Source organism: Orlajensenia leifsoniae (genome assembly GCF_004570845.1).
GTDB classification, from domain to species: domain Bacteria; phylum Actinomycetota; class Actinomycetes; order Actinomycetales; family Microbacteriaceae; genus Orlajensenia; species Orlajensenia leifsoniae.
In genome coordinates this window covers 196,390-219,729 of the sequence record NZ_SPQZ01000004.1, presented here as the reverse complement: position 1 = coordinate 219,729, position 23,340 = coordinate 196,390, and the positions used below count along the sequence as shown (strand labels likewise).

Below are 23,340 nucleotides of genomic sequence, written 5' to 3'. Positions count from 1 at the left end.
CTCTCCGACCGCAGAGACAGCGACGCAGTCGCCGTCGAAGCGCCCCCAACCCGCGCCACCCCTAGTGCGCTTCGGCGCGCTCGCTCCGCTCCCGTGCCTCTGCGGGCGGAGGTGGCCCCGCAATACGATGACCCCATGAGCGACAACTACGACATCGCGGAACTGGGCGGCCTCGACGACTGGCGCCAGCACTTCGGCGGCTTCCGCCCCGAGAGCTCGCGCGACGGCCGGCGGGTCGTCGACCACGAGCTCACGATGCAGTTCATCGGCATGACGGCCAACGCCTTCGAGCCCGGAGAAGAGGCGGGGTACTGGCACGCGCACTCCCGCATCGAGGAGGCGTACGTCTTCCTCGCCGGCCGCGGACAGATGGGCCTCGACGACGAGATCATCGACGTCGGCCCGGGCACCGTCGCGCGCGTCGGTCAGGGCGTCTGGCGAACGTGGCGCTGCCTGCCCGACTCACCCGAGCAGCTGCGCTGGCTGTGCATCCGCGCCGGCGGCACGGAGCTGCCGCACCTGCCCGACGACAGCACGAGGGACAACGACCGCCCGTCGCCCTGGTGACGGAGCGGTCCCGGGGACGCGCGAAGCGACCGACGACGCCTACTCCGGCGTCGCCATCTTCCGGAGCAGAGCGGCGAGGGTCGCCTGTTCCTCCTGGCTGAGCCCGCTGAGCTCCTCGGCCTCGCGCTGAGCGAGGGTACGCATGGCGTCGTCGACCCGTGTGGCACCTTCATCCGTCAGCCGCACCAGCACGCTGCGTCCGTCTCGCGGATGCGGCCTCCGATCCACCAGCCCGCGACGCGACAGGTTGTCGAGCCGGTTGGTCATCGCGGCGCTGCCGATCATGGTCGCCTCGATCAACTGGGCGGGGCTCAGCTCGTGCGGAGCATCCGCTCGCCCCAATGCGGCGAGAACGTCGAACTCCCACGCGGCTAGGCCGGCGCTGCTGAAGGCGTCGGCCCGCAACACGCTGAGCTTCTTCGACACGCGCCGCAGCCGCGACATGACGTCGAGCGGCGTCAGGTCGACATCGGGCAGTCGACGAGACCACGCATCGATGATCAGGTCGACCTCGTCGTCGGGCTCACTCACATTCGGAGCCTACCGCCGCTGCCGGCGTCGACTCAGCGCTTGCGCTTGCGCGCCTTCACCTTGATCACTGTCGCCACCCGCGCCCACAGTTCGCCGAACGCGCGGGCGGCCTCGGTGTTGGGGGCGTAGCTCGACACCGGGGCCCGCAGCGTGCCCATCCGCTCGATGACCACGGTGGCCGGCACGACGATGTCGGTCACGGCCTTGCTGGTGCCGGGCAGATCGCGCACGGTGTCCCGGTGCAGGGTCTTCCGCCGGTCGACCATCGAGAAGAACGTCAGGATCCGAGCCTTCGACACCGACTCGGCGACGAACTCGGTGACCTGCTCGAGGGAGCGCATCGCCAGGGGCGACGGCACCAGGGGGACCACGACGACGTCGGCCGAGAAGATGGCGTTCTCAGCCACGACCGCGGCTCCGGGCGGGCAGTCCAGCACCACGACGTCGTAGTCGTCCTCGATGTGCTCGAGGATCTTCGCGATGCGCTGCTGCGACTTCTTCGCGTGGTCCAGCACGAGGTCGAGGTCGCGATAGCCGGCATCGGCAGGGAGCACGTCGAGGGTGCGGATGCCGGTCGAGCGGATCGCGTTCTTCACCTTGCTGTCGCCGGCGACGAGGGCGTCGATGCCGCCTTTGAGCTTCGGCTTCACCTGGAGCAGGAAGGTCGCGGCACCCTGCGGGTCGAGGTCCCACAGCAGCACTCGGAAGTCGGCCGACGCCTCTGCGGCAAGGTTGACCGCGGCCGTCGTCTTACCGACTCCGCCCTTGGTGCTGTATACGGCCACGACCTTCATGCCGGAGTCCTTCCGTCGACGGACCGGCGCCGAGCAGCACCACTCTCGTCGCTGAAGCTATCAGCCGCGGCTGTTACGCCGTCCACCAGGGTCGCAGCGGCAGCCCCTCACCGACGCCCGCTCGGGGGTCGGGCCGGGTGGCCAGCACCTGATGCAACTGGATGCCGCCGACCTCGAACGCCAGCCGCGATCCGGCCATGTACAGACCCCAGACCTTGGCCGTGGGCAGCCCGACCTCGGCGACGGCCTCGTCCCAGTGCTCGACCAGGTTGGCGCACCAGTCGCGCAGCGTGAGCGCGTAGTGCTGCCGCAGGTTCTCCTCGTGCAGCACCTCGAGTCCGGCATCCTGAGCCTCGGTGATGATGCGACCCGAGCCCGTGAGCTCCCCGTCGGGGAAGACGTAACGGTCGATGAACCCCCGCGTCGACGGCGTGTGCGTGTTCTCGGGACGCGTGATGCAGTGGTTGAGCAGCAGGCCTCCGGGGCGGAGCCGCGACTGCAGGAAGCGGAAGTACGACGAGTAGTTGCGCACTCCGATGTGCTCGAGCAGGCCGATAGACGACACGGCGTCGAAGCCGCTCTCCCTGATGTCGCGGTAGTCGCCGAAGCGCACCTCGGCCAGGTCGGCCAGGCCCTCGTCGGCGATGGCCCGCTGCGCCCACGTCGTCTGCTCCTCCGAGAGGGTGACACCGGTGGCCTTCACCCCACGGCGGGCGGCGTAGCGCACCATGCCTCCCCACCCGCATCCGACGTCGAGCAGCCTGTCGCCGGACTTCAGCCGCAGCTTCTCGAACACCAGTCGGTACTTGTTCTCCTGCGCCTCGTCGAGCGAGGCGTCGAGGGTCGGGTAGCAGGCGCAGGTGTACGTCATCGACGGGCCGAGAACCCACTCGTAGAAGGTGTTCGACACGTCGTAGTGGTGGTGGATGGCCTCGGCGTCGCGACTCTTGCTGTGGCGGAGGCCCTCCGCGACCCGACGCCAGCGCGGCGGAGCCTCCTGGGGAGGAGGAGCGATCGGGCGCAGGTGCTCGACCCCGATGGACCGCACGATCTGCGCCAGCACGCGCGGCGATGGCAGCTTGAACACCAGGTCGTCGGCGAGCGCGCGAAGCAGGTCGTACGGGTCTCCCGGATGCACTCCGTGGATCTCGAGGTCGCCGGCGATGTAGGCGCGACCGAGTCCCAGGTCGCCCCGACTCGTCGCCAGGTACGTCGTTCCCCGCGGGTTCTTCAGCTCGATCCCGAGCGGCGCATCCGCCGGCCCGGCCGAACTCCCGTCGTAGGCGGTGAACCTCAGCGGGAGGTGACCGCCGGCGAGGATCTCCAGGACCTCGGCGAGGGTGTACTTCCCCGTCGCCTCGGCTCTGGCCGCGGCATCCGTCACACTCGGGGAATGAGGGGAATGAGGGGAATGGGATCCACCGGGATCCGGGGAACCGGTGGGGCGTTCCTTGAACGTCGTCATCGTCGTTGCACCGCCTTCGCGTAGAGGTCGAGGAGTCGGGAATCGGGATCGTAGAGCTCCTTGGCGATGCGGTAGCTCGGGCCGCCGTAGAGATCGTCGAACTCCTCCCGCGAGTAGAACGATTCGGAGTACAGCGACTTGTGGCCGTCGAGCTCGCTCACCCTGCGCTCGATGAGTCGGTTGGTCGCCCCCTCCGTCGAACCCACGGGAACCGTCGACCAGAAGCCCACGTTCACGTAGGTCTGCTGCGGTCGCATCGGGTAGAGCGGCCAGCCGCCGTCAGGCCCGCTCCCGTCGCGGAGCCGCAGCGGGCACAGCCAGATCGGCTCGATGGGCACTGTCGCCAGGAACCAGCCGAGGAACTCGGCGCAGCGGTCGATCGGGATCTCGACGTCCTGGATCACGCGCTCCCGCGCTGGGCGATTCTTGAGTTTCTCGAGGCGGTCGCCGATGTCGAACCGTCGTTCCAGCGTCATCAGCTTCGAGTACGAGCTGCTGCGTCGATAGCGCCGTGGCCAGACCCGTCGGATCAACGGATGCTGCGCGCCGAACGCCTCCGAGCACCAGAACCAGTCGGTGTCCCACCGCCAGAGGTAGTCGTGGATCGTGAGGCGGTCGTCGGTCACGCCGTCGTCGTGCTGGATCGAGCGGTAGTAGATGCGCTGCCGGCTGTAGTCGCTCACCAGACCGGGCGCCGCGGTCTGCGTCCCGAGGCAGAGGTAGCTCTCGACCGCGCTGAACACCACGCCGTCGAGGTAGTCCACCGCGACCCCGTCGTGGACGCCGGTCTCGGTGATGCGGTCCATGGCCGCGACGAGGTCGTCGATGGAGTGGAAACGCACGTGCCTGAGTGCCACAAACGGCTCGACCGGCTCCAGTTCGATGCGGAGGCGCACGGCGTATCCGAGCGTGCCGTAGGAGTTGGGGAAGGCCCGATACAGCTCGGGGTTCTCGACCGGCGAGGCCGTGAGCACGTCGCCGGCCCCGGTGAGGATGTCCATCTCGAGCACGGACTCGTGCGGCAGCCCGCTGCGGAACGACGTCGACTCGATGCCGAGACCCGTGACGGCTCCTCCGAGCGTGATGGTCTTCAGCTGCGGCACGACCAGCGGGGCGAGGCCGTAGGGCAATGTGGCCGCGACGAGGTCGTCGTAGGTGCACATGCCGGCGACGTCGGCGGTCCGGGCCTCGGGATCGATCGAGATCACGCCGGTCAGGCCGGAGGTGTCGAGGCCCGGCGCATCCGTCTTGGTCCGCGTGCGGAACAGATTCGAGGTGCGTTTGGCCAGCCGAACGGATGCCGCAGGCGGAACCGCGCGATAGCTCTCCAGAATGCGCTCCACGCCGTCGGCGTGAGCGGTCCGAGCGTCTGTCGCGGGAGCGGACACGTTCCACACGTTAGTCCGCTGTCAGCCCCGCGTGAAGGACCTCATCCGCCGCTCGCTGAGGCCCGGACGAAGTCCGCGGTCGAAGCGCACCAGCTGCACCGCTACTCCCCCTGCGTGAAGAACTCCACCGCTGCGTGCCGGAACACGCGCGACCCCGGCGCATTGAAGTGGTGGCGGTCGGGCAACTCCACGAACGTGCCGTGAGGTGTGGCATCCGCCAGCAGCCTCGACCGCTCGAGGATGGCGTCTTCACTGCCCGTCGCGAACAGGATCTCCTGGGTCGGCGGATGCGTCGGATCGGGGTCGGCGTCACCCAGGCGCATGCCCTCGGCCAGCCCGATGAGGGCGCGCAGATCGTTCCCAGGAACTCTCTCTGTGAGCGTCACGTAGTTCTGCGTGACCTTGTCTTCGATAGGTATGCCGTGATCGACATATGCCCGGGCCTGCTCGATCTGCAGGCGGGCGAGCGGGCGCCCGTCGGGGATGCCGCCGAGCACCGCGCGCCCCACATGTTCCGGAACCTGCACGGCCAGCTGCCATCCGACCCGCGCCCCCAGCGAGTAGCCCGCATAGAGCACGGTGTCGAGGAGGTAGGTGTCGAGCACCGTCACCAGGTCGTCGACGAGAGCATCCATCCCGTAAGCGGATGCCTCGTAAGGTTTGTCGCTCGCTCCGTGCCCGCGCTGGTCGACGCCGAGCACGCGGAAGCCGGCGCGCGTGAGGTCGCGCACCCAGCCCGTGCTCACCCAGTTGTCGCGGCAGCTGGAGGCGAAGCCGTGCACGCAGAGCACAGTCGGCGCATCGTCGTCGCCCCACTGGTAGGTCGCGATGCGCATACCATCGGCCGACATCACGTACTGCGGCGACGGCATCTCGGTCAGGGCGGGGAAGGGGGCGCTCATGCAGCCATTCTGTCGGTCGAACGGGGTGAGCGGATGCCCGCGACCATGGTGATTCCCCTGTCTCGGCGGCACTCGCGGCCAGTTCGCACCGAGGGCGTGGCGTAAACGAAGATCGCGCGGATGTCCTTCGCCGAGAACGTAGTACACCTTGGTGCACTCCGCCGATTACGAAGTACACGCGGGTGCGCCCCGCCCACCACCCGCCGCGACTCCGTTCTCGGTGCGCTCTCTTCCGGCGCGAACCGGAACTTCCTCACCTGTCGGGCGACTCCCGCAGGTGCACCCGCTCTCCCTGAGTGCTCAGCAGGTTGAGGATCTCCGCCGGCTCCATCGATGCGCTCACGTTGCCGTGCGGCATCCGGGTGTCGAATTCGGCTGCCTCTCCGGCCTCGAGCACGATCTCCTCGGTGCCGAGGGCCAGCCGCACGCGACCGCTGAGCACGTAGATCCAGTCGTAGCCCTCGTGGGTGCTCGTCTCGATGGGCGCGGCCGGATCGTGGCCGGGCAGCACCATCTTGAAGGCGTGCACGTCGGGGTTGTCGCGGGTGAGCGGAATGATGGCCTTGCCGTTGCGGTAGAACGGCTTCGGGCGCACCCGCGGGTCGGCGATCTGCGGCGCTCCGACGAGGTCGTCGAGGCTCACCCGGTACACCCCGGCGAGGCGCATGAGCAGGTCGAGCGCCGGCCTCCGCGCGCCCGACTCGAGCCGTGACAGCGTGCTGACCGAGATCCCCGTGCGCTCGGCGAGTTCGGCGAGGGTGAGTTCCCGGCGCTGGCGGAGCGCGCGCAGGCGCGGGGCGACCTGGTCGAGCATCGCCTCGAAGCTCGTCGACGCAGCGTCGGGTGCGGCATCCGGAGCACCCGGCTCGTCCGACCCAGTCGCCGCACTCCAGTCGTGAACGTGTGCCATGGTCGCTCCTCGCAATTGCTGTTTCGGCAAACCTGTTTGCCATTGTACGAACCCGCGGCGCAGGATTTACACATGAACACTTCCTGGGACGTCATCATCATCGGCGGCGGCAGCGCCGGACTCAGCGCCGCGCTCATGCTCGGCCGCTCGCGCCGACGCGTGCTCGTCGTCGACCAGGCGCGCCCCCGCAACCGCTTCGCCACGCACATGCACGGCGTGCTCGGCCGCGATCACACCTCGCCGCTCGACCTGCTCGCCGACGGTCGCCGCGAACTGGCGCGCTACGACACCGTCGAGGTGCGCACAGGAGGCGTCGCATCCGCCACCCGCACCGACGAGGGCAAGGAAGGCCAGTCCGAGGGCGGCACCGAGCCGGGCTTCGAGGTCGTGTTCGATTCCGGCGAGACCCACATCACGCGACGGATGCTGCTCGCCACCGGCCTGCGCGACGAGCTGCCGAGCATCCCCGGCCTCGCCGAGCAGTGGGGCCGGGGCGTGGTCGTCTGCCCCTACTGCGACGGCTGGGAGGTGCGCGACCGCCGCATCGCGATCGTCGCGGCCAGCCCCATGAGCACCCACCAGGCGCAGCTGATGCGCCAGCTCTCCGCCGACGTCACCTATCTCGTGAACGGCTCCGAGCTCCCCGACGAGCTGCGCAGCGCATTGCTCGCCCGCGGCATCCTCGTCGAGGAACGCCTGGTGGCTTCGATCGAAACGGATGCCGGGGACACCCCCACCGCCGTGCGCCTCGCCGACGGCGCATCCGTGCCCGTCGACGCGATCTTCGCGGGCCCGGCGCCGGCGCCGCTCGATGAGCTGGCCCGTCAGCTCGGCGCAGCCGTCGTCGATCGGCAGGGTTCGAGTTGGCTCGACGTCGACCCGATGGGCCGCACGAGCATCCCTGGACTCTGGGCTGCGGGCAACGTGACGGATGCCCGGTCGTCGGTGCCCATCTCCATGGCCGCGGGCAACATGGTGGGTGCCGGCCTCAACGCCGACCTCGTCGAGGAGGAGGTGCGCGAGGCCCTCACGCTCATGCCCGCCCCGCCGGTCGAGTAGCCCGCGATCCCGCCCATTCCGCCGGTCGAGTAGCGCCCGACGGAGTCGGCCGCGTATCGAGACCACCCCACCGCACGCCCCTGCCGCGCAATCCACACTCCCACGCCGGAAGTCAAGGGGCCGACGCCCGCCCCCGCATCCGACAACAATGAGCGGAATGCACTACTTCGCACCGACCCGTCACGACACCGCCCGACAGACACGAGCACCCCGTGGCTGACGCACCCACGACAGCGGCGCCCGATGCGACGGACGCACCAGACTCCGACACCCGCCTGCGCCGCTCCATCACCGGCCCACTGCTGTTCCTCTTCGTGCTCGGCGACGTTCTCGGCGCGGGCATCTACGCGCTCATGGGCGTGCTGTCCGAGGAGGTCGGCGGAGCACTCTGGCTCCCCCTGCTTCTCGCTCTCGTGATGGCGCTCTTCACAGCGGGCTCCTACGCCGAGCTCGTCACGAAGTATCCGCGGGCCGGCGGCTCGGCCATCTACGCCGAGCGCGCCTTCAAGAAGCCGGTCATCTCCTTCCTCGTCGGCTTCTGCATGCTCTCGGCCGGCGTCGTCAGCGCCGCGGGCCTGGCTCTCGCCTTCGCGGGCGACTATCTGGGAACCTTCATCGACGTGCCGCCCATCCCGGCGGCCATCGTCTTCCTCGCGCTCGTCGCCGCGTTGAACGCTCGCGGCATCCGCGAGTCCATGGCGGGCAATGTGGTCATGACGGTCATCGAGCTCACCGGACTCCTCATCGTCATCATCGCCGGAGCGGTCGTGCTCGGCTCGGGCAACGGCGAGCCGGCCCGCGTGCTCGAGTTCCGCGACGGAGTCTCGCCGTGGGGCGCCGTGCTCGGCGCCACCATCATCGCCTTCTACTCCTTCGTCGGTTTCGAGACCTCGGCGAACGTCGCCGAGGAGCTGCGCACTCCGCGCAACTACCCGCGCGCACTGTTCGGAGCTCTGGCCGTGGCCGGCGCCGTCTATGTACTCGTCGCCCTCGCCAGCTCGATCACCCTCTCGCCGTCGGAGCTCGGCGAGTCGAGTGGTCCACTGCTCGCCGTCGTCTCGGCATCCGGTCTCGGAGTCCCCGAGTGGCTGTTCAGCGCGATCGCGTTGATAGCCGTGGCCAACGGAGCGCTGCTCACCATGATCATGGCGAGCCGCATGACGTACGGCATGGCCGAGCAGGGCCTCCTCCCCCGGGTCTTCGGGCGGGTGCTCCCGAAGCGTCGCACGCCGTGGGTCGCGATCCTCTCGACCACGCTCATCGCCATGGGCATCACGCTGCTCGGCGACCTCTCGGTGCTCGCCGAGACCGTCGTGTTCCTGCTGCTCTTCGTCTTCGCCAGCACGAACATCGCCGTGCTCGTGCTGCGCCGCGACAAGGTCGACCACCCGCACTTCCAGGCGTGGACCGTCCTGCCGATCCTGGGCATCGCCTCCTGCGTGCTGCTGCTCACCCAGCAGTCGCCGCAGGTGTGGCTGTTCGGAGCGATCGTGCTCGCCGTCGGCGCCGCCGTCTTCCTCGTCGCCCGTCGGGTGTCGAGCTCTCGCTCCACGGCGACGACGGGTGCCGGCTCGGGCTCTTCCGACAAGGTCGAGTAGCCACAATCCCTCAGACGGACGCCGCAGGCCACACGTACGGCAGGTCGTCCGGCACCTCAGCGGCGAGCTCGGCGTAGAACACCGGGTCCTTCCGCAGCAGGTTCGACCGGTGCGAGCGGTGCAGCTCCTCGTCGCCGATCCACGGTGGCCAGGCGAAGTCGCCGTGGCGATAGGCCTCGCCGTCCTCGGGCACGAGATCGAGGTCGGCGAGGGTCTTCGCTCGGCAGGTGTCGGCGTGACCTCGCGCCTCCCACTCGTCGCAGATCGCATCCTGGTACGCCATCAGGGCGGGCCTGAAGCCGCGCCACATCCGCACCACTGGGTGGTGCTGCCAGCCGTAGCCGGGCAGGGTGAGCGCGCGCATCACCTGCAACGTCTCGACCCGCTGCTTGCCGAGCCGGCTCTGGTCGAGAGCGGCGGCACTGAGCGCGAGGTCGGCGTAGGGCAGGAAGGTCTGCACGGATGTGCCCGCACTACTTCTTCAGCACGCGCAGCGCCGAGCCCTTGTGGGCCGCGCGGGCGCCGGTCTTCTCGCTCTCGACGATGAAGGCCGGCTCGTCGGCAGTCGCGGTGAAGTGCTGCCCGTCGAAGGTGAAGTCCGCTGTGCGACGCTCGACGACCCTGCCGCGCGTGCGCCCCTGCGAGGTGTTCCAGCTCACGCGATCGTCGACAGCAACCATGGGGACCTCCTGTTGACGGCCCCGGATGCAGGACTCGTACCGAGCAGCGTAGGCGGCGACCGCCGCGCCCGACATGGGGTTGACGTGGCGGCGTCATCGACGTCACGCCGCCACGCCCCCACGTCACGACTGGTCGTAGGCGACCGCGACGTCGAGCACCCAGACGACGCCGAACGCGTCCTTGAGCATGCCGTAGGCGGGAGAGAACTGCGAGGGCGCCAGGTCCGCGATGATGGTCGAACCTTGGGTGAGCTTGCCCCACAACTCGGTGATCTCCTCGGCCGAGTCGGAGCGCACGGAGACGAACAGCGACTTCTCGCCCTGGTCGTACTCCACGCTCGACGGCACGTCATAGGCCATGACCTGGAAGCCGTTCTCGCCGACGACCTGGCCGAACTTGATCTGCTGTGCCTCCTCCGGGATCTCGACGCTGTACGTGTCCTCGTTGGTCAGCGCGATGAGTTGGCCGCCGAAGACCGAGTGGTAGAACTCGAGGGCCGCGCGGGCATTGCCGCGGAAGTTGAGGTGGGGGGTGGTGATGACGGTCATGTCTGCTCCCGGATGCGAGTGTCGACCCGGGCGTTCCGGGTCGAGTTCCACCCTTCCAGCCATGTAGGACAGTCTCGGTCCTACATAGAACCTAGGGTGGACCCATGACCACGCCGGCCTCCACGACAGCGAGACTGCTGCGACTGCTGTCGCTTCTGCAGACCCGCCGCGACTGGCCGGGAACCGTCCTCGCCGATCGCCTCCAGATCAGCCACCGCACTGTGCGCCGCGACGTCGATCGCCTGCGTGACCTCGGCTACAGCATCCGGGCCACCATGGGACCCGACGGCGGCTACCGGCTCGATGCGGGAAGCGATCTGCCACCGTTGCTGTTCGACGATGATCAGGCCATCGCCGTAACTGTCGCGCTGCAGGCGGCCACGGAGACAAGTGCCGGAATCGAGGAGGCCGCCCTGCGCGCGCTCACCACGGTGCGGCAGGTGATGCCCTCCCGACTTCGTCATCGGCTGGACGCCATCAGGTTCACGACGGTACGACGGCCGGGCGACGCGGCCCCCGTCACGGTGTCGCCAGACGTGCTCATCGTGCTGTCGACCGCCGTGCGCGCCCGAGAGGTGCTGCGCTTCGACTACGCGCGTCGCGACCCGACCGAGCCTGACGCGGACGCCTCGCCCCGCGCACCCCGCAGAGTGGAACCGCACGGCGTCGTCACGTCGGAGGGGCGCTGGTACCTGCTCGCCTGGGATCTCGGGCGCGGCGCCTGGCGCATCTTCCGCGCCGACCGCATCACGCCGCGCACCCCGACCGGCCCTCGGTTCAATCCGCGTGACATTCCCGGTGGCACCGCCAGCGCGTACCTGTCGGCGCGCTTCCGGGGGTCGGATGCCGCCGACGCGTGGCCGTGCCGCGGCACGGTGATCCTCGACCTGCCCGCGTCCGAGGTGCTGCCCTTCGCGGGCGACGGCACGGTGGAAGTCGTGGCCCCCGATCGCTGCAGTCTCGAGATCGGCTCATGGTCGTGGGGAGCCCTCGCCGCGTCGTTCGGCCGATTCGAGGCTGCGATGGAGGTCGTGGGACCACCCGAACTGGCCGCCGCATTCACGGAACTCGCGACCCGCTACACAGCGACGGCGACCCAATACCCCAACCCGCTGCTCGAGTAGCGCCCGAACGCAGCGAGGACGCGTATCGAGACCACTCCCCCGGCCGCGCTAGCCCAGCGTCAGCGCACTCGCCGCCCCGAGAACAGCGCATGCAGCAGCGGCACAACCGACGCGACCATCAACACGGTTCCGAGCACGACGTCGTCCGCACGCACCACAGCGCCGGCGATCAGCAGGCCGCCGAACAGCACGGCCGACACCACTCGACGGGCCGTGCGATCCAGCCTTGCCACCCGCTTCTCGAGTGCGGGGCTCGTGACCGCGACGGTGCCGTCGTCGAACCGACCGACGAGCGCGTCCAGGCGCTTCGGCAGACGCACGGCCACGCCGGCGATCTCGAGCGCCTGCTTCGCGAGATCCTGCACCACGTTGCCACGCTCGTCGCGAATCAGCTGCTGCGCATACGGCTCGATGGAGTCCCACAGGTTGAACTCCGGATCGAGAGCACTGCAGACGCCCGAGGTGAGCGACATCGCCCGGATGATGAGCAGGAAGTTCTCGGGTAGCTGGAACGGCAGTGACCGCACCACGTCACCGAACTGCACGGCGAAGTCGCGGAACTCCCGCGGGTCGACCTCGCGCAGCTCGGCGAAGCCCATCCCGCCGAAGCGGGCGAAGAGCTGCGTCATGGCGCGTTCGAGTTCCGTGGTCTCTGCAGAGGGCAACAGCACGCCCAGGTCCTGGATCGCGTCAACGAGACCCTTGCCGTCACGGGAGGCCGCAGCGATCAGCAGCTTCCGCAGGCCGCTGCGCGTGCCGACGGGAACCTCCCCCATCATCCCGAAGTCGATGAACGTGAGCTTCCACGCGGGCTCGCCTGGCTGCCCCGGCTCGCCGGACTCACCGAGCTCGCCAGGCTCGCGGCTTCCGGCCAGAGGCGTGACGAAGATGTTGCCGGGATGCGGATCCGCGTGGAAGAAGCCGTTGCCGAACAACTGGTCGAACATGACGGCCGCGAAGACCGGGGCGACGTGCGTCGGATCGATGCCGGCCGCGCGCAGGCCGGCGGCATCCGTGATCTTGATCGCAGTGACGTCTTCGAGGGTGAGCACGCGGCGAGTGGTGCGCTCCCACACGACGGTGGGCACGCTCACCCGCGGGTCGTCGGCGAAGGTCGCGGCGAAGCGCTCGGAGCTCGCGGCCTCGTGCAGGTACTCGATCTCCTGCAGGCTCGTCTCGGCGAACTCCTCGACGAGCGCCCGAGCGTCGACGCGGTCCGAAACGAGCCGCACGCGGCTGAGCCAGCCGCCCACTTTGCGGAGCGCCGCGAGGTCAGTCTCGACGATCGCCTCGATGCCCGGCCGCTGTACCTTCATCACGACGGCGTCGAGCCCGGTGTCCTCAGCGTCGAGCGGGGCGAGCCGGGCGCGATGCGCTTGGCCGAGGGATGCCGCAGCCACGGGCACCTCATCGATCGACGCGAACGCCCGCTCGAGGGGCATGCCCAACTCGGCCTCGGCGAGCGCGCGAATCTGCGCGAACGGCACCGGCGGCACCTCGTCCTGCAGTCCCTCGAGCTCCCGCGTGATCTCGGGGGGCAGCACGTCGAGGCGCGACGACATGAATTGGCCGACCTTGATCATGAGCCCGCCGAGGTCGACGGCGAGAACGTGGAAACGCTGCGCGAACCGCTGCATCCGTCGCGATCTCGATCGCTCGGCGACCTTGGCGAGACCGATACGCGGGAGGAACAACTCGAACCACCACGTGACGGCCAGGTTCCACCCGGCGAAGCGGAGGATGCGACGGTAGCGGGCGCGGGTGTTGCCCGCGCCCGGCGCCGATACTTGCCGGCCCTGGAGAGCCGATGGCACCCCGTCAGTCCTGGGCGAGGATCAGGTGCAGACGGCGACGTGCGTCTTCGAGCACCGCGACGGCTTCCTTGATCTGCTCCTTCGAACCCTCGGTGTTCACCTGCGCGGCCACACGGGCGAGCTTGACGCCCACCTTCGGGAGGGCCGAGAAGCCGGCGTCATCGCTCGACTCGCTGGTGCCCCACGGCGAGGATCCGCTGGCGCTCTCGGCCTCGACGCGACCCGCCTCGGTCAGAGCGTAGGTCTTGCGGCCGTTGGACTCCTCCGAGGTGATGAGAGCCTCGTCGGCCAGGAGCTGGAGCGTCGGGTAGACGGATCCGGCGCTGGGCTTCCAGCTGCCGCCACTGCGCTCCTCGATCTCACGGATGATCTGGTAGCCGTGCATCGGCTGTTCGGCGAGCAGCGCGAGCACTGCAGCGCGCACGTCGCCTCGACCAGCACGGAAGCCGGTGCGCTTCTCGAAGCCCGAGCGGAACTCCTCCATCTTCTGCCAGATGTTCTCCGGGTTGAGGCCGGCTGCAAAGCCACTGGTCGGGAATGAACTGCCCATGATGTTCTCCTCCGTGAGTCGTGAACGATACCTAACGATATATCGCGACTCCCGCGAACGATAGGGTTCCCAGCGCACTCGGAGCAAGCGCCGCCCACCGCCCGCTACCGCTCGTCGAGTAGCCTGCGAGCGCCTCAACCACCGCTGGTCGAGTAGCCCGCGAGCCCAGCGAGCAGGCGTATCGAGACCACTCGCGGCCCCACCCGCCCTCAGCCGGCGCTCACCTGCAACTGCGACATGAGGGACAGGGTGTCTGCATTCAGCCAGTACTCCACGATCTTGCCGTCCGCGATCCGCAGGATGTCGGTGCCGTAGAAGGTCACCACCGTGCCGACGGGGGCTCCAGCGCCGGGCATCCCGCCTTCGTAGTGCCCGCTCGCCACCCAACGCACCACGATGTGATCACCGTCGACGATCGGCCCGACGTCGATGGAGAAGGTGAGGTCCTTCGAGAGGTACCGCATCTGCCCGACGAAGCTCTTCATTCCCGCGACACCGCCGACGGCGCTGCCATCGCCTCCATCGAACATCGCCGCGTGCACTCGGTTGTCATCGGCGATGATCTCATCAGCGATGGCGTCGCCTCCGTTCCACAGGGCGAGCCACTTCGCGACCAATTCGTTCGCCGACTCCGGGTCCAGGCCTGCTGTGGTGATATCGATGTTCTCCATGATTTTCCTCCAGTTGACGTTGTCGTTCTCGGTGACGATTGAGGCTTGGGGACTAGACGGGTGGAAGCACCGGCGTCGGCGTGCCGACCCATTGGTCCAAGGCGACGACGACTCCGCGAACGAGTCGGTCGAAGCTCCGATCGACGTCGGCGTTCCACCGGAATGCGCCGGCAATCTCGTAGGAGACGAACCCGTGCAGGGCGGAGCGAAAGGTTCGAATGGCATCGACCGCGTCGTCGCCCTCGAGACTGTAGGCGGTGAGCACATCGGCGATGACCTGGATCGCCGCCAGCGAAACGGCTTCGTCTTCGACATCACCGGGTGCAGGCATCCGGTTGGACGCCTCATACCGAGCCGGATGCTTCAGCGCCCAGTCGCGGTAGGCATGAGACATCGCCGAGATGGCGTCAGCGCCAGCCCGACCCACCGACGCTCGAGCGAGCACCTCGCCGAGGTCGCGCTTCGCGTTCACTGCGATGTCACGGTGCAGGCCCGCCATCGAATCGATGTGCTTGTAGAGAGAGGGCTGCCGGATGCCGAGACGATCTGCAAGAGCGGCGAGTGTGAGACGGTTCAGACCCACCTCGTCCGCCATCGCGGCAGCTTCGTCGGCCACCCGATCACGGTTCAGTCCCGCCCTAGGCAATTGCGACGGCTCTCGGTGGCTGCATACGACCAGCATGACCGCATGCTGCGGAGACGTCAAGCGTTATACCCAAAAAGCTATTGTCAATAGCCAGATCACCCATGTGTCGAATTGGTGCCACATGGGGCAACCACGAGACACGGTCGTCTGGGCGTCGCCCTCAGTGCACCAGCGAACTCAGCCAGATGACCGCGAGGCCGAAGGCCGTCGTGATGAGGGTGCTGAGCAGGCGCATCGCCCACGTGCCGTGGTTGCGCTCCGAGTTGACCCAGCCGATCACGGCGAGGGTGAGAACGCCGATCCACAGGGCGATGTAATAGGCGACGTACTCGTCGACCCACCCGAAGGTGGCCGTGGCGAGGGCGACGGATGGCAGCAGCATGGCCAGCAGCATCCCGATCGAGTGCCCGGCGGCAGCACCGATGGCGCGCCCGATGGGCACCGCGCGCCCCTCGGCGCTGTTGCGGCTCGCGACGACGGCGGCATAGACGTGGGTGAGCCAGAACACGCCGACGGTGCCGACGATGAAGATCAGCACCTCGCCATCCGTGTCGAAATGCCACCCCACCGCAACGAGCGTCGTGACGAGAACGATTCCGTAGACGGCGTGCTCGGTGTTGTAGGCGTTGAAGAGGAGGCGGGTCAGACGCACTGGGCGTGCCGGACTCCCCACACCCGACGTTCTGGTCGCGTCCTTATCACCCATGCACACAGATTCCCACGCCGGTGGGGTCGGAGGACAGACTTACGTCGTTCGGCCACGCTCACGCGAAGCTCTCCACGCCGAATCGCCCCCAGGCCACGAAGACGCAGAGGGCGAGGTAGAACAGGTTCAACAGTGCGTGCAGCGGCTCGCGACGACGGAACTCCACCACCGCGGCACCCGCCATGATCAGCCCGAGTCCGACGGCGGCGATGGGGACGAGCATCGGTGCGACGCCGAGGACCGCGGGTAGGATCAGGCCGATCGCACCGAGGAGCTCGAGCACTCCGAGGCTCTTCACGAAGAGGGGATGGAAGTCGTTGACCCATCCGGCGCCGGGCGCCTGTGCCAGCTTCTCGTACGGGATGAACAGTTTCGTCGAGCTCGCCACCAGGAAGACGACGGCCAACAGGCCGACAGCGACCCACAGTGCGATGTTCATGATCTCTCCTCTTCGATACCTCTGTTACCTTCGGGCGCTCCGGCCCGTCATGGAGGTATGACGGAACGTGACCATGGAAGGTAACAAGCGGGGCGCATCCGAGCTCGAAGAACGGGCGGCGGAATTCGAGGCGCACCGGGGGCGACTCATCGCCATGGCGAATCGGATGCTGGGCACCGGCGCTGACGCCGAGGATGCCGTGCAGGAGGCCTGGCTGAAACTCGCGCGTTACGACGGCGAGCGCATCGAGAATCTCGGCGGCTGGTTGACGACCGTGGTGGGGCGGGTGTGCATCGACATGCTGCGCGCACGGAACGCGAGGCCCGAGGCGGCGTACGACGACAGGGTGAACGAGTGGGTCGTGACGGAAGACGACGACGGCACCCCGGAGGACCGGGCGATCCTGGCCGACTCCGTCGGCGCGGCGCTGATGGTGGTGCTCGACTCCCTGAGCCCGGCGGAGCGCCTCGCTTTCGTGCTGCACGATCTGTTCGCCGTCTCCTTCGACGAGGTCGCCGAGATCGTGGGCAGGTCGCCCGACGCGGCCAAGATGCTCGCGAGCAGGGCGCGGCGCAAGGTTCGCGGGGAGCATCCGGCAGCCGACAGACGGAGCGACCGGAAGGTGGTCGACGCGTTCATGGCCGCCGCCCGCGAGGGAGACTTCGACGCCCTGCTGCGCGTCCTCGATCCCGACGTGGTGTGGCGCGGACACACGGCGCGTGGCGTCGTCGTGCAGCTGGGTGCGACCGCGGTCGCCGGCAAGATCCAGCACGCCGGGCGCGCGAAGTCCACGGTGCGTCGGGTGCTGGTCAACGATCGGCCCGGCGTCATGGCGTGGAGTACGAAGGGGGCGCCGCAGGCTGTGATGGCCTGCACCGTGGTCGATGGCCGAATCGCACAGATCGTCTCGGTGATCGATCCTGACCTCCTCGCGGAGATGCAGCTCCCCGAGGTCTGACGAGCGTCAGATCGGAGCGACGACGGTGGTGCTGGGTACGCGCACGGGGACGTGGCCGGCAACCGGTACCGCCGGCGCGGTGGGAGGCGGAACGTCGGAACCTGCGTTCTCCTCGCTGAGCGCCCAGAGTCGCTCCTGAACCCGCTGTGCGATCTGCCGGAGCAGGGCCGAGTCGTGATCGGAGAATGCCCGGGGCTGAACGCCCATCACGCAGAGCGCGCCGATGCGATGCCCAGACGGACTCTCGATCGGATAACCCGCATAGAAACGGATGCGCGGCTCGCCCTCGACGACGTCGTAAGCCGAGTACCGCGAATCGCGCTGAGCGTCCACGATGGCCAGGGACTGCGGGCGACGGATGGTGACGTTGCAGAACGACTCCGAACGCGGGAGGTCCCGTCCGTCCATGCCGATCGCCGCGACCATCGCCTGGCGGCCGTTGTCGATGAGGGTGACCGCGGCATAGGGCACGCCGAACAGATCGCGGGCCGAGGCTGCGAGCCTGTCGATCTCGGCGTCAGCCTGCATGTTCAGGATGCCGAGCTCGTCCAGCGCACGCTGGCGCGAGGCCTCCTCCACCGGCGCGTTGCGGCAGCTCGAGCTCCCGCGCGGCTGGAGCTGCTTGCTGACGGCGGGCGCGAGGTGCCTCGCCCACTGAGCATAGGAGTGGGCACCGTCAGCCTCATTTCCCTCTCCGGGCGTGAAGGCGAGGAAGGTCACGTTCGGGCGACCGGCGACGATTCGCTCCGTGATCGCGTTGAGCTTCGAGGCGTACCGATCCGTGGGTCCGGCGAGGAGCTTGGGAAAACGGGTCATGGAGCCGAAGTACGGGATCGAGAGCACGATCCTCTTGGTGGCTGCCGGCGCCGCCTGGTCGAGGTAGTCGAGGAGGCGTGTCGTGTCCGCTGCCCACTGTCGCGGGTTCGCGAACGAGAGCGCTTCGTTGCCGCCCAGTGAGAGCAGGATGACGTCGAACCGAGACAGTTGGAGGCCCGAAATGGCCTCGAGGCATCCGGACGTCGTCATCGTGGTGGTGACGACGATGTCGGCATCCGTCGCCCGGCCCGTCAGGCCCGTCACACTGCGAGCGAGGTACCCCGGAAGACCGAGGTCGTGAGTGAGCACGCCGACGCCGGCCGATGCACCGTCACCGGTGACGAGGATGCGGTCGGGATCCGTTCCGGGGGCATGAACGTGTGGGGAATCGTGGGCGACGACCATCAGTCGCCAGGAATTCTGCGACCAGTTGAGCCACAGGGCAACGGCCGAGCGCATGACGAGACGGTGGATCGGACCGAACATTGGTGCCTCCCTCGCAGACCCACGGCCCGCAGAGACCAATCGAGATGTCCCACCCGGACCGTACATCACATGTGCCGCCCGTGGTGGGAATCGCCAAGACTCCCAGCCTTCGGTGGCGGTGGCAGTGGCGCTTTTGTCCGGCGTCGTCGGCCGAATTGCCGCGAGCCGGCCCGTCTCGTCGGGCTCGCCCGGGCATCCGCCCGTTCGGTACCCTTGCCGCATGCGACCGCTTCGCTACTCCATCAACGTCACTCTCGACGGATGCGTCGACCACCGCGTGGGACTCGTCGATGAGGAGCTCCATCGACATTCCGCCGACATCCTCGCCCGGGCCGATGCGCTCATCTTCGGCCGGGTGACCTACGAGATGATGGCGTCGGCCTGGCGCCTGCCGCTGTCAGACGAGATGCCCGAGTGGACGCATCCGTTCGCCGAGACCATCGACGCGGCGAAGAAGTATGTCGTCTCGAGCACCCTCACCGACCTCGACTGGAATTCGGAGCTGGTGCGCGGCGATCTGGGCGAGGCCGTCACGCGGCTGAAGCAGGAGCCGGGCAAGGGACTGTACGTCGGCGGCGTGACCCTGCCGCTGGCGCTGGCCAATCTGGGCCTGATCGACGAGTACGAGTTCGTGGTGCATCCGCGCCTGGTGGGCCACGGTCCGACCCTCTTCGCCGGGCTGTCGCAGATCGTCGACCTCGAGCTGGTCGACCGACAGGACTTCAGCTCGGGTGCGATGGCGCTGCGCTACGAGCCGCAGTAGTCGCCGAGGCGAGCTCCGGGTCGCGCTCCGCGGCTCGGGCTAGGTTCGCCACTTCGACGTCACCGCACGCTGCAGGATGACGAAGATCAGCAGGATGCCTCCGGTGATGATCGTCGTCATCTCCGGCGGAATGCCGCCATCGCGGGTGATCAGCACGTTCATCAGGCCGAGCACCAGCGCGCCGACCACGGATCCGAGTACGAACCCGTATCCACCGGTGAGCAGGGTTCCACCGATCACTGTCGCGGCGATGGCATCGAGCTCCCAGCCGATGCCCGTGATGTTCTGGGCGATGCCGAGACGTGAGGTGTAGACGACGGCGGCGACGCCCGCGAGAGTGCCGCTGATCACGTACACGAGCACCTTGGTGCGCGGCACGGCGAGACCCATGAGGGCCGACGAGCTCTCGGATCCGCCGATCGCGTACACCGTGCGGCCCGTGCGGGTGCGGTGCAGCACGAAGAACGCGATCAGAACGACGATCACGGCGATGATCACACCCGGCGTGATGACGACGTCGTTGACCTTGGGGCCGTCGATCAGTTTGAACTGCTCGCCGAGCCACAGGATCGGCGACTCATCGCCGAGCCGCTCGGGCTGCGTGCTGAGTAGGGCCGCCAGGCCACGACCGAGGAACATCATGGCGAGCGTCGCGATGAACGGCTGCACATTGAAGAACTGGATCAGGATGCCGCTGACCAGCCCCATCGTCGTACCGATGAGGATCATCAGTACGATCACGACCAAGGGATTCCAGCCGGCGTTCGCGAGCATGACGCCGGCGACGCTCGACAGCGCGATGACCGCGCCGACCGAGAGGTCGATACCGCCGGTGAGGATCACGAACGTCATCGCCACCGCGAGGATGATCAGGTGCGCGTTGTTGATGAACAGGTTCGAGACCGTGTTGTACTGCAGGATGCGCCCGTAGGCGATCTCGCCGTAGATGACCATGCCGACGAAGATGACGATCGCGGCACCGGTCGGCAGCACCGACGGGTTGGAGGCGATGACCCGCTTCGAGCGGGCGATTAGTCTCGTGGCTCCGGACTCGGTGGCGGGAGCGTCGGCCTGCGGGGTGTGGGGGTTCTGCACGATGGTCATGCCGGGACCTCCTGCTTCTTGGGCTCGGCGGGGAGGGGTTCCGGTCGCACTATCGGAGGTCTGCGCCGCTGCACGAACCAGCCGCGCACCCGATCAGACTGGAGCAGACAGAGCACCACGATCACGATCGCCTTGAAGGCCGGGGTGGCCGACGACGAGATGCCGAGGAACACGATGGTCTTGTCGAGCGTCGCGATGAGCAGGGCGCCGACGACGGCACCGCCTATCGAGAACTTACCGCCGGCGAGCGAGGCGCCGCCGATGACGACCGCGAGGATCGCGTCGAGTTCCATCTGGTAGCCCGTGCGTGACACGTCGACCGTCATCACTGTGCCCACCGACATGATGCCGGCGACGCCCGCGAGCACGGCGCTGAGGATGTACACGGTCATCAGCAGTCCGCTCGGCTTGATGCCCGCCATGCGGCTCGCCTTCGGGTTGATGCCGATCGCTTCGATCATGAGGCCGAGCGCGCTGCGACGCACGACCAGACCCACGATGATCACGATGACGATCGCGATGAGGAACACGACGGGCAGCCCGAACATGAAGCCGTTCGCTATCCACCGGAACGACTCGTTCGACGCCGACGTGTTCTGCCCCTCGGTGATGACCTTCGCGATGCCGCGGCCTGCGAGCATCATGATGAGCGTGCTGATGAACGGCTGCAGGCCGACGTAGGCGACGAGAACACCGTTGACCACGCCGAGGATCGCACTCACGAGCAGGGCGAGCCCGATGGCACCGAGCGCCACTCCGAGCGAGCCCGACTGGCCGGCATCCTTCATGAACACCATCGCGACTGCGCCCGAGACCGCCATGACCGAGCCGACCGAGAGGTCGATGCCGCCGGTGGCGATCACGAGTGACATGCCGACCGCGATCATCAGGATCGGCGCGGATGCTCGGAGGATGTCGACGACGTTGCCCACGAGATTGCCGTTGGTCGGGTTCACCGTCAGGGCGAGGTAGTTCGGATCCTTGAGGACGTTGAGGAGGAGGAGCGCGAGGATCGCGACCACGCCCCAGAAGTACGGCTTCCGGATGAGCTCGCGCAGCCAGGTCGTTCGAGCAGCGGTGCTCATGATTCCTCCTCCGTCGCAGCATACGCACGCGTGCTCGCCTGCGGGGTTCGTGTCGGGGTCGATGTGTCCGGGTCGTGCTCGTCCTCGGCATCGATGATGTCACTCTCGGCGGCCGCCTCCACACCGTGCGCGGCGATGACGTCGACCACGTGCTGTGCGGTGATCTCGGGTCCGTTGACGATCTCGCCGATCTTCTGGTGGTCCTTCAGTACGACGATGCGTTCGCTCAGTCGCACGACCTCTTCGAGCTCGGAGGAGATGAAGACGACCGAGACGCCGTTCTCCGCCAGTTCGACCACCGCCTCCTGAATCTCGGCCTTCGCGCCCACGTCGATGCCGCGGGTCGGCTCATCGAGGATGAGCAGCTCGGGATTCGTCGCGAGCCAGCGGCCGAGGAGCACCTTCTGCTGATTGCCGCCGGAGAGATTCTTGATCAGTCGGTTCGGGTCGGACGGCCGCACGTTCAGGGCGGTGATGTACTTCGCCACCAGCTCGTCCTGCTCCTTGCGCGGGATGGGCTTCGCCCAGCCGCGCTCGGCCTGCATTGCGAGGATCATGTTCTCGCGTACGGTCAGGTCGGCGATGATGCCCTCGTCACGGCGGTTCTCGGTCGAGAAGGCGATGCGCTTCTCGAGGCCGTCGGCGGGGTTCTTGATGTCGACACGCTTCCCGTGCAGCGTCGTCTCGCCTTCGTCCGCACGATCGGCGCCGTAGAGCAGGCGTGCCAGTTCGGTTCGCCCCGATCCGAGGAGGCCGGCGAAGCCGAGCACCTCTCCACGGTGGATGTCGAGGTCGGTGGGCTCGATCGAGCCCCGACGGGCCAGCCCCTTCGCCGCGAACAATGGTGCATCGGATTCGTAATCCCGCTGATCGACACGGCGGCTTCCGCCGAGCGAGGAGAGAGCTCGCAGGTCTTTGCCGATCATCTTCGAGATGAGGGAGTGCCGGTCGAGCTCTCGGGTCGGATACTCGCCCTCCCAACGGCCGTTGCGCAGAATCGTCAAGCGGTCGCTGATGGCGTAGATCTGGTCGAGGAAGTGCGAGACGAACAGGATCGCCACGCCTTGGTCACGAAGCGAACGCATCACGCGGAACAGACCGTCGACCTCCGCGGCGTCGAGGCTCGAGGTCGGCTCGTCGAGGATGAGCACCTTCGCCTTGATCGCCATCGCCCGGCTGATGGCCACGAGTTGCTGCATCGCGATCGACAGCGTCGAGAGCGGCATGTGCGTGTCGAGGTAGTCGAGGCCGAGGCCGGCGAGCGCCCGTGTGGCAGCGGCGTGCGTTGCACGCCAGTTGATGCCGAATGCACCGCGCACCTCGTGGCCGAGCATGACGTTCTCGCCGATCGTGAGGTTCGTGACCAGGTTGATCTCCTGGTACACCGTGGAGACACCGGCGCTCTGCGCATCGCGGGTACCGGTGAACTGGCGTTCCTGGCCCGCGACGACGATCGAGCCGCCGTCGATGCGATACACCCCGGTGAGGGCCTTGATCAACGTGGACTTGCCCGCGCCGTTCTCACCCATCAGTGCGTGGATCTCGCCCGGGAAGAGGCGGAAGTCGACTCCGTCGAGCGCTTTGACGCCGGGGAATTCGATGGATATGTCGCGCATCTCCACGATGGGCAGTGTGTCTGTCATGGCATTCGCATCCTGTACCACGGCCGTGCGAGAAGACCGTTGAATTGAGCGGTGCGGGGTCGCCCTGGGAGCAGACCCCGCACCGTTTGCGC

The 23,340-nt window shown here is 67.9% G+C and carries 25 protein-coding genes; 6 read left to right on the top strand and 19 right to left on the bottom strand.

The genetic code is table 11. The features are described 5' to 3' along the window. Nucleotides 1-135: 135 nt before the first annotated feature. Complete coding sequence (locus E4M00_RS11980; protein WP_135120746.1) at nt 136-567, top strand: cupin domain-containing protein; 432 nt, start codon at nt 136-138, stop codon at nt 565-567. A gap of 39 nt (nt 568-606) precedes the next feature. Here E4M00_RS11980 and E4M00_RS11975 read toward each other — a convergent pair whose 3' ends face one another. The 6 genes from E4M00_RS11975 to E4M00_RS11950 form a co-directional block, all read right to left on the bottom strand. Further along, nucleotides 607-1,098 carry a MarR family winged helix-turn-helix transcriptional regulator gene (locus tag E4M00_RS11975; protein WP_240037065.1) on the bottom strand — a complete coding sequence of 164 codons (492 nt, stop codon included), beginning with the start codon at nt 1,096-1,098 and terminating at the stop codon, nt 607-609. Between the two features lie 32 nt (nt 1,099-1,130). Continuing rightward, on the bottom strand, nt 1,131-1,892 hold the full coding sequence (locus E4M00_RS11970) for a ParA family protein (protein ID WP_135120745.1): 762 nt from the start codon (nt 1,890-1,892) through the stop codon (nt 1,131-1,133). 73 nt (nt 1,893-1,965) lie between these two features. Continuing rightward, a complete protein-coding gene (locus E4M00_RS11965) occupies nt 1,966-3,357 on the bottom strand; it encodes a class I SAM-dependent methyltransferase (protein ID WP_135120744.1) in 1,392 nt (463 codons plus the stop codon). Beyond that, nucleotides 3,354-4,745: an FAD-binding oxidoreductase gene (locus E4M00_RS11960; RefSeq protein ID WP_135120743.1), complete on the bottom strand. Its 1,392-nt coding sequence runs from the start codon at nt 4,743-4,745 to the stop codon at nt 3,354-3,356. The genes E4M00_RS11965 and E4M00_RS11960 overlap by 4 nt, the downstream gene beginning before the upstream one ends. A gap of 101 nt (nt 4,746-4,846) precedes the next feature. Further along, nucleotides 4,847-5,647 carry an alpha/beta fold hydrolase gene (locus E4M00_RS11955; RefSeq protein WP_135120742.1) on the bottom strand — a complete coding sequence of 267 codons (801 nt, stop codon included), beginning with the start codon at nt 5,645-5,647 and terminating at the stop codon, nt 4,847-4,849. 253 nt (nt 5,648-5,900) lie between these two features. Next, complete coding sequence (locus tag E4M00_RS11950; RefSeq protein WP_240037064.1) at nt 5,901-6,557, bottom strand: helix-turn-helix domain-containing protein; 657 nt, start codon at nt 6,555-6,557, stop codon at nt 5,901-5,903. Nucleotides 6,558-6,629: 72 nt separating this feature from the next. Here E4M00_RS11950 and E4M00_RS11945 point away from each other — a divergent pair, with 72 nt between their 5' ends. Together E4M00_RS11945 and E4M00_RS11940 are read left to right on the top strand one after the other, a co-directional pair. Then, nucleotides 6,630-7,616, top strand: a complete 987-nt coding sequence (locus E4M00_RS11945) for an NAD(P)/FAD-dependent oxidoreductase (RefSeq protein WP_135120741.1) — start codon at nt 6,630-6,632, stop codon at nt 7,614-7,616. Between the two features lie 212 nt (nt 7,617-7,828). Continuing rightward, nucleotides 7,829-9,214, top strand: a complete 1,386-nt coding sequence (locus E4M00_RS11940) for an APC family permease (protein WP_135120740.1) — start codon at nt 7,829-7,831, stop codon at nt 9,212-9,214. A 10-nt stretch (nt 9,215-9,224) separates the two neighbouring features. On the opposite strand, the gene E4M00_RS11935 is transcribed toward E4M00_RS11940, so the two are convergent. The 3 genes from E4M00_RS11935 to E4M00_RS11925 all read right to left on the bottom strand — a co-directional run bounded on the left by E4M00_RS11935 (nt 9,225) and on the right by E4M00_RS11925 (nt 10,443). Next, nucleotides 9,225-9,674, bottom strand: a complete 450-nt coding sequence (locus E4M00_RS11935; RefSeq protein WP_135120739.1) for an MSMEG_6728 family protein — start codon at nt 9,672-9,674, stop codon at nt 9,225-9,227. Between the two features lie 13 nt (nt 9,675-9,687). After that, complete coding sequence (locus E4M00_RS11930; protein WP_135120738.1) at nt 9,688-9,894, bottom strand: hypervirulence associated TUDOR domain-containing protein; 207 nt, start codon at nt 9,892-9,894, stop codon at nt 9,688-9,690. 123 nt (nt 9,895-10,017) lie between these two features. Further along, nucleotides 10,018-10,443, bottom strand: coding sequence for a VOC family protein (locus tag E4M00_RS11925; RefSeq protein ID WP_135120737.1), 426 nt, complete (start codon nt 10,441-10,443; stop codon nt 10,018-10,020). 104 nt (nt 10,444-10,547) lie between these two features. On the opposite strand from E4M00_RS11925, the gene E4M00_RS11920 reads away from it, so the two are divergent. Beyond that, a complete protein-coding gene (locus E4M00_RS11920) occupies nt 10,548-11,567 on the top strand; it encodes a helix-turn-helix transcriptional regulator (RefSeq protein WP_135120736.1) in 1,020 nt (339 codons plus the stop codon). Between the two features lie 59 nt (nt 11,568-11,626). Here the strand turns inward: E4M00_RS11920 and E4M00_RS11915 are convergent, their stop codons facing one another. From E4M00_RS11915 to E4M00_RS11890, 6 genes are all read right to left on the bottom strand, one after another. Next, on the bottom strand, nt 11,627-13,381 hold the full coding sequence (locus tag E4M00_RS11915) for an ABC1 kinase family protein (protein WP_135120735.1): 1,755 nt from the start codon (nt 13,379-13,381) through the stop codon (nt 11,627-11,629). A 4-nt stretch (nt 13,382-13,385) separates the two neighbouring features. Then, complete coding sequence (locus E4M00_RS11910) at nt 13,386-13,931, bottom strand: PadR family transcriptional regulator (protein WP_135120734.1); 546 nt, start codon at nt 13,929-13,931, stop codon at nt 13,386-13,388. A 209-nt stretch (nt 13,932-14,140) separates the two neighbouring features. Then, nucleotides 14,141-14,602 carry an ester cyclase gene (locus E4M00_RS11905; RefSeq protein WP_135120733.1) on the bottom strand — a complete coding sequence of 154 codons (462 nt, stop codon included), beginning with the start codon at nt 14,600-14,602 and terminating at the stop codon, nt 14,141-14,143. Nucleotides 14,603-14,654: 52 nt separating this feature from the next. Then, nucleotides 14,655-15,308, bottom strand: coding sequence for a TetR/AcrR family transcriptional regulator (locus E4M00_RS11900; RefSeq protein ID WP_204773002.1), 654 nt, complete (start codon nt 15,306-15,308; stop codon nt 14,655-14,657). A gap of 100 nt (nt 15,309-15,408) precedes the next feature. After that, nucleotides 15,409-15,954 carry a hypothetical protein gene (locus E4M00_RS11895; protein ID WP_135120732.1) on the bottom strand — a complete coding sequence of 182 codons (546 nt, stop codon included), beginning with the start codon at nt 15,952-15,954 and terminating at the stop codon, nt 15,409-15,411. A 58-nt stretch (nt 15,955-16,012) separates the two neighbouring features. Continuing rightward, nucleotides 16,013-16,393, bottom strand: coding sequence for a DoxX family protein (locus E4M00_RS11890; RefSeq protein WP_135120731.1), 381 nt, complete (start codon nt 16,391-16,393; stop codon nt 16,013-16,015). A 73-nt stretch (nt 16,394-16,466) separates the two neighbouring features. Here E4M00_RS11890 and E4M00_RS11885 point away from each other — a divergent pair, with 73 nt between their 5' ends. After that, nucleotides 16,467-17,351 (top strand): sigma-70 family RNA polymerase sigma factor, encoded by an 885-nt coding sequence (locus E4M00_RS11885; RefSeq protein WP_135120730.1) that lies wholly within the window; start codon nt 16,467-16,469, stop codon nt 17,349-17,351. A gap of 6 nt (nt 17,352-17,357) precedes the next feature. Here the strand turns inward: E4M00_RS11885 and E4M00_RS11880 are convergent, their stop codons facing one another. Continuing rightward, nucleotides 17,358-18,653 carry a GAF domain-containing protein gene (locus E4M00_RS11880; RefSeq protein WP_167756882.1) on the bottom strand — a complete coding sequence of 432 codons (1,296 nt, stop codon included), beginning with the start codon at nt 18,651-18,653 and terminating at the stop codon, nt 17,358-17,360. Between the two features lie 220 nt (nt 18,654-18,873). Between E4M00_RS11880 and E4M00_RS11875 the strand changes: the two genes are divergently transcribed. Then, a complete protein-coding gene (locus tag E4M00_RS11875) occupies nt 18,874-19,416 on the top strand; it encodes a dihydrofolate reductase family protein (protein ID WP_135120728.1) in 543 nt (180 codons plus the stop codon). 39 nt (nt 19,417-19,455) lie between these two features. On the opposite strand, the gene E4M00_RS11870 is transcribed toward E4M00_RS11875, so the two are convergent. From E4M00_RS11870 to E4M00_RS11860, 3 genes are read right to left on the bottom strand one after another with little or no spacing between them, the layout of a single operon-like run. Next, nucleotides 19,456-20,520: an ABC transporter permease gene (locus E4M00_RS11870; RefSeq protein ID WP_135120727.1), complete on the bottom strand. Its 1,065-nt coding sequence runs from the start codon at nt 20,518-20,520 to the stop codon at nt 19,456-19,458. Continuing rightward, a complete protein-coding gene (locus E4M00_RS11865) occupies nt 20,517-21,605 on the bottom strand; it encodes an ABC transporter permease (RefSeq protein WP_135120726.1) in 1,089 nt (362 codons plus the stop codon). Before E4M00_RS11865 ends, E4M00_RS11870 begins: the two co-directional genes overlap by 4 nt. Next, entirely contained in the window at nt 21,602-23,248 is a 1,647-nt protein-coding gene (locus tag E4M00_RS11860) for a sugar ABC transporter ATP-binding protein (RefSeq protein WP_135120725.1), read from the bottom strand. The genes E4M00_RS11865 and E4M00_RS11860 overlap by 4 nt, the downstream gene beginning before the upstream one ends. Nucleotides 23,249-23,340: the final 92 nt, after the last annotated feature.

What these genes read in the sequence shown, in the direction of transcription:
- E4M00_RS11980 (WP_135120746.1), top strand. Translation starts at nt 136, where the DNA reads ATGAGCGACAACTACGACATCGCGGAACTGGGCGGCCTCGACGACTGG.
- E4M00_RS11970 (WP_135120745.1), bottom strand. Translation starts at nt 1,892, where the DNA reads ATGAAGGTCGTGGCCGTATACAGCACCAAGGGCGGAGTCGGTAAGACG.
- E4M00_RS11965 (WP_135120744.1), bottom strand. Translation starts at nt 3,357, where the DNA reads ATGACGACGTTCAAGGAACGCCCCACCGGTTCCCCGGATCCCGGTGGA.
- E4M00_RS11955 (WP_135120742.1), bottom strand. Translation starts at nt 5,647, where the DNA reads ATGAGCGCCCCCTTCCCCGCCCTGACCGAGATGCCGTCGCCGCAGTAC.
- E4M00_RS11950 (WP_240037064.1), bottom strand. Translation starts at nt 6,557, where the DNA reads ATGGCACACGTTCACGACTGGAGTGCGGCGACTGGGTCGGACGAGCCG.
- E4M00_RS11945 (WP_135120741.1), top strand. Translation starts at nt 6,630, where the DNA reads ATGAACACTTCCTGGGACGTCATCATCATCGGCGGCGGCAGCGCCGGA.
- E4M00_RS11930 (WP_135120738.1), bottom strand. Translation starts at nt 9,894, where the DNA reads ATGGTTGCTGTCGACGATCGCGTGAGCTGGAACACCTCGCAGGGGCGC.
- E4M00_RS11925 (WP_135120737.1), bottom strand. Translation starts at nt 10,443, where the DNA reads ATGACCGTCATCACCACCCCCCACCTCAACTTCCGCGGCAATGCCCGC.
- E4M00_RS11920 (WP_135120736.1), top strand. Translation starts at nt 10,548, where the DNA reads ATGACCACGCCGGCCTCCACGACAGCGAGACTGCTGCGACTGCTGTCG.
- E4M00_RS11910 (WP_135120734.1), bottom strand. Translation starts at nt 13,931, where the DNA reads ATGGGCAGTTCATTCCCGACCAGTGGCTTTGCAGCCGGCCTCAACCCG.
- E4M00_RS11905 (WP_135120733.1), bottom strand. Translation starts at nt 14,602, where the DNA reads ATGGAGAACATCGATATCACCACAGCAGGCCTGGACCCGGAGTCGGCG.
- E4M00_RS11895 (WP_135120732.1), bottom strand. Translation starts at nt 15,954, where the DNA reads ATGGGTGATAAGGACGCGACCAGAACGTCGGGTGTGGGGAGTCCGGCA.
- E4M00_RS11890 (WP_135120731.1), bottom strand. Translation starts at nt 16,393, where the DNA reads ATGAACATCGCACTGTGGGTCGCTGTCGGCCTGTTGGCCGTCGTCTTC.
- E4M00_RS11885 (WP_135120730.1), top strand. Translation starts at nt 16,467, where the DNA reads ATGGAAGGTAACAAGCGGGGCGCATCCGAGCTCGAAGAACGGGCGGCG.
- E4M00_RS11880 (WP_167756882.1), bottom strand. Translation starts at nt 18,653, where the DNA reads ATGTTCGGTCCGATCCACCGTCTCGTCATGCGCTCGGCCGTTGCCCTG.
- E4M00_RS11875 (WP_135120728.1), top strand. Translation starts at nt 18,874, where the DNA reads ATGCGACCGCTTCGCTACTCCATCAACGTCACTCTCGACGGATGCGTC.
- E4M00_RS11870 (WP_135120727.1), bottom strand. Translation starts at nt 20,520, where the DNA reads ATGACCATCGTGCAGAACCCCCACACCCCGCAGGCCGACGCTCCCGCC.
- E4M00_RS11865 (WP_135120726.1), bottom strand. Translation starts at nt 21,605, where the DNA reads ATGAGCACCGCTGCTCGAACGACCTGGCTGCGCGAGCTCATCCGGAAG.
- E4M00_RS11860 (WP_135120725.1), bottom strand. Translation starts at nt 23,248, where the DNA reads ATGACAGACACACTGCCCATCGTGGAGATGCGCGACATATCCATCGAA.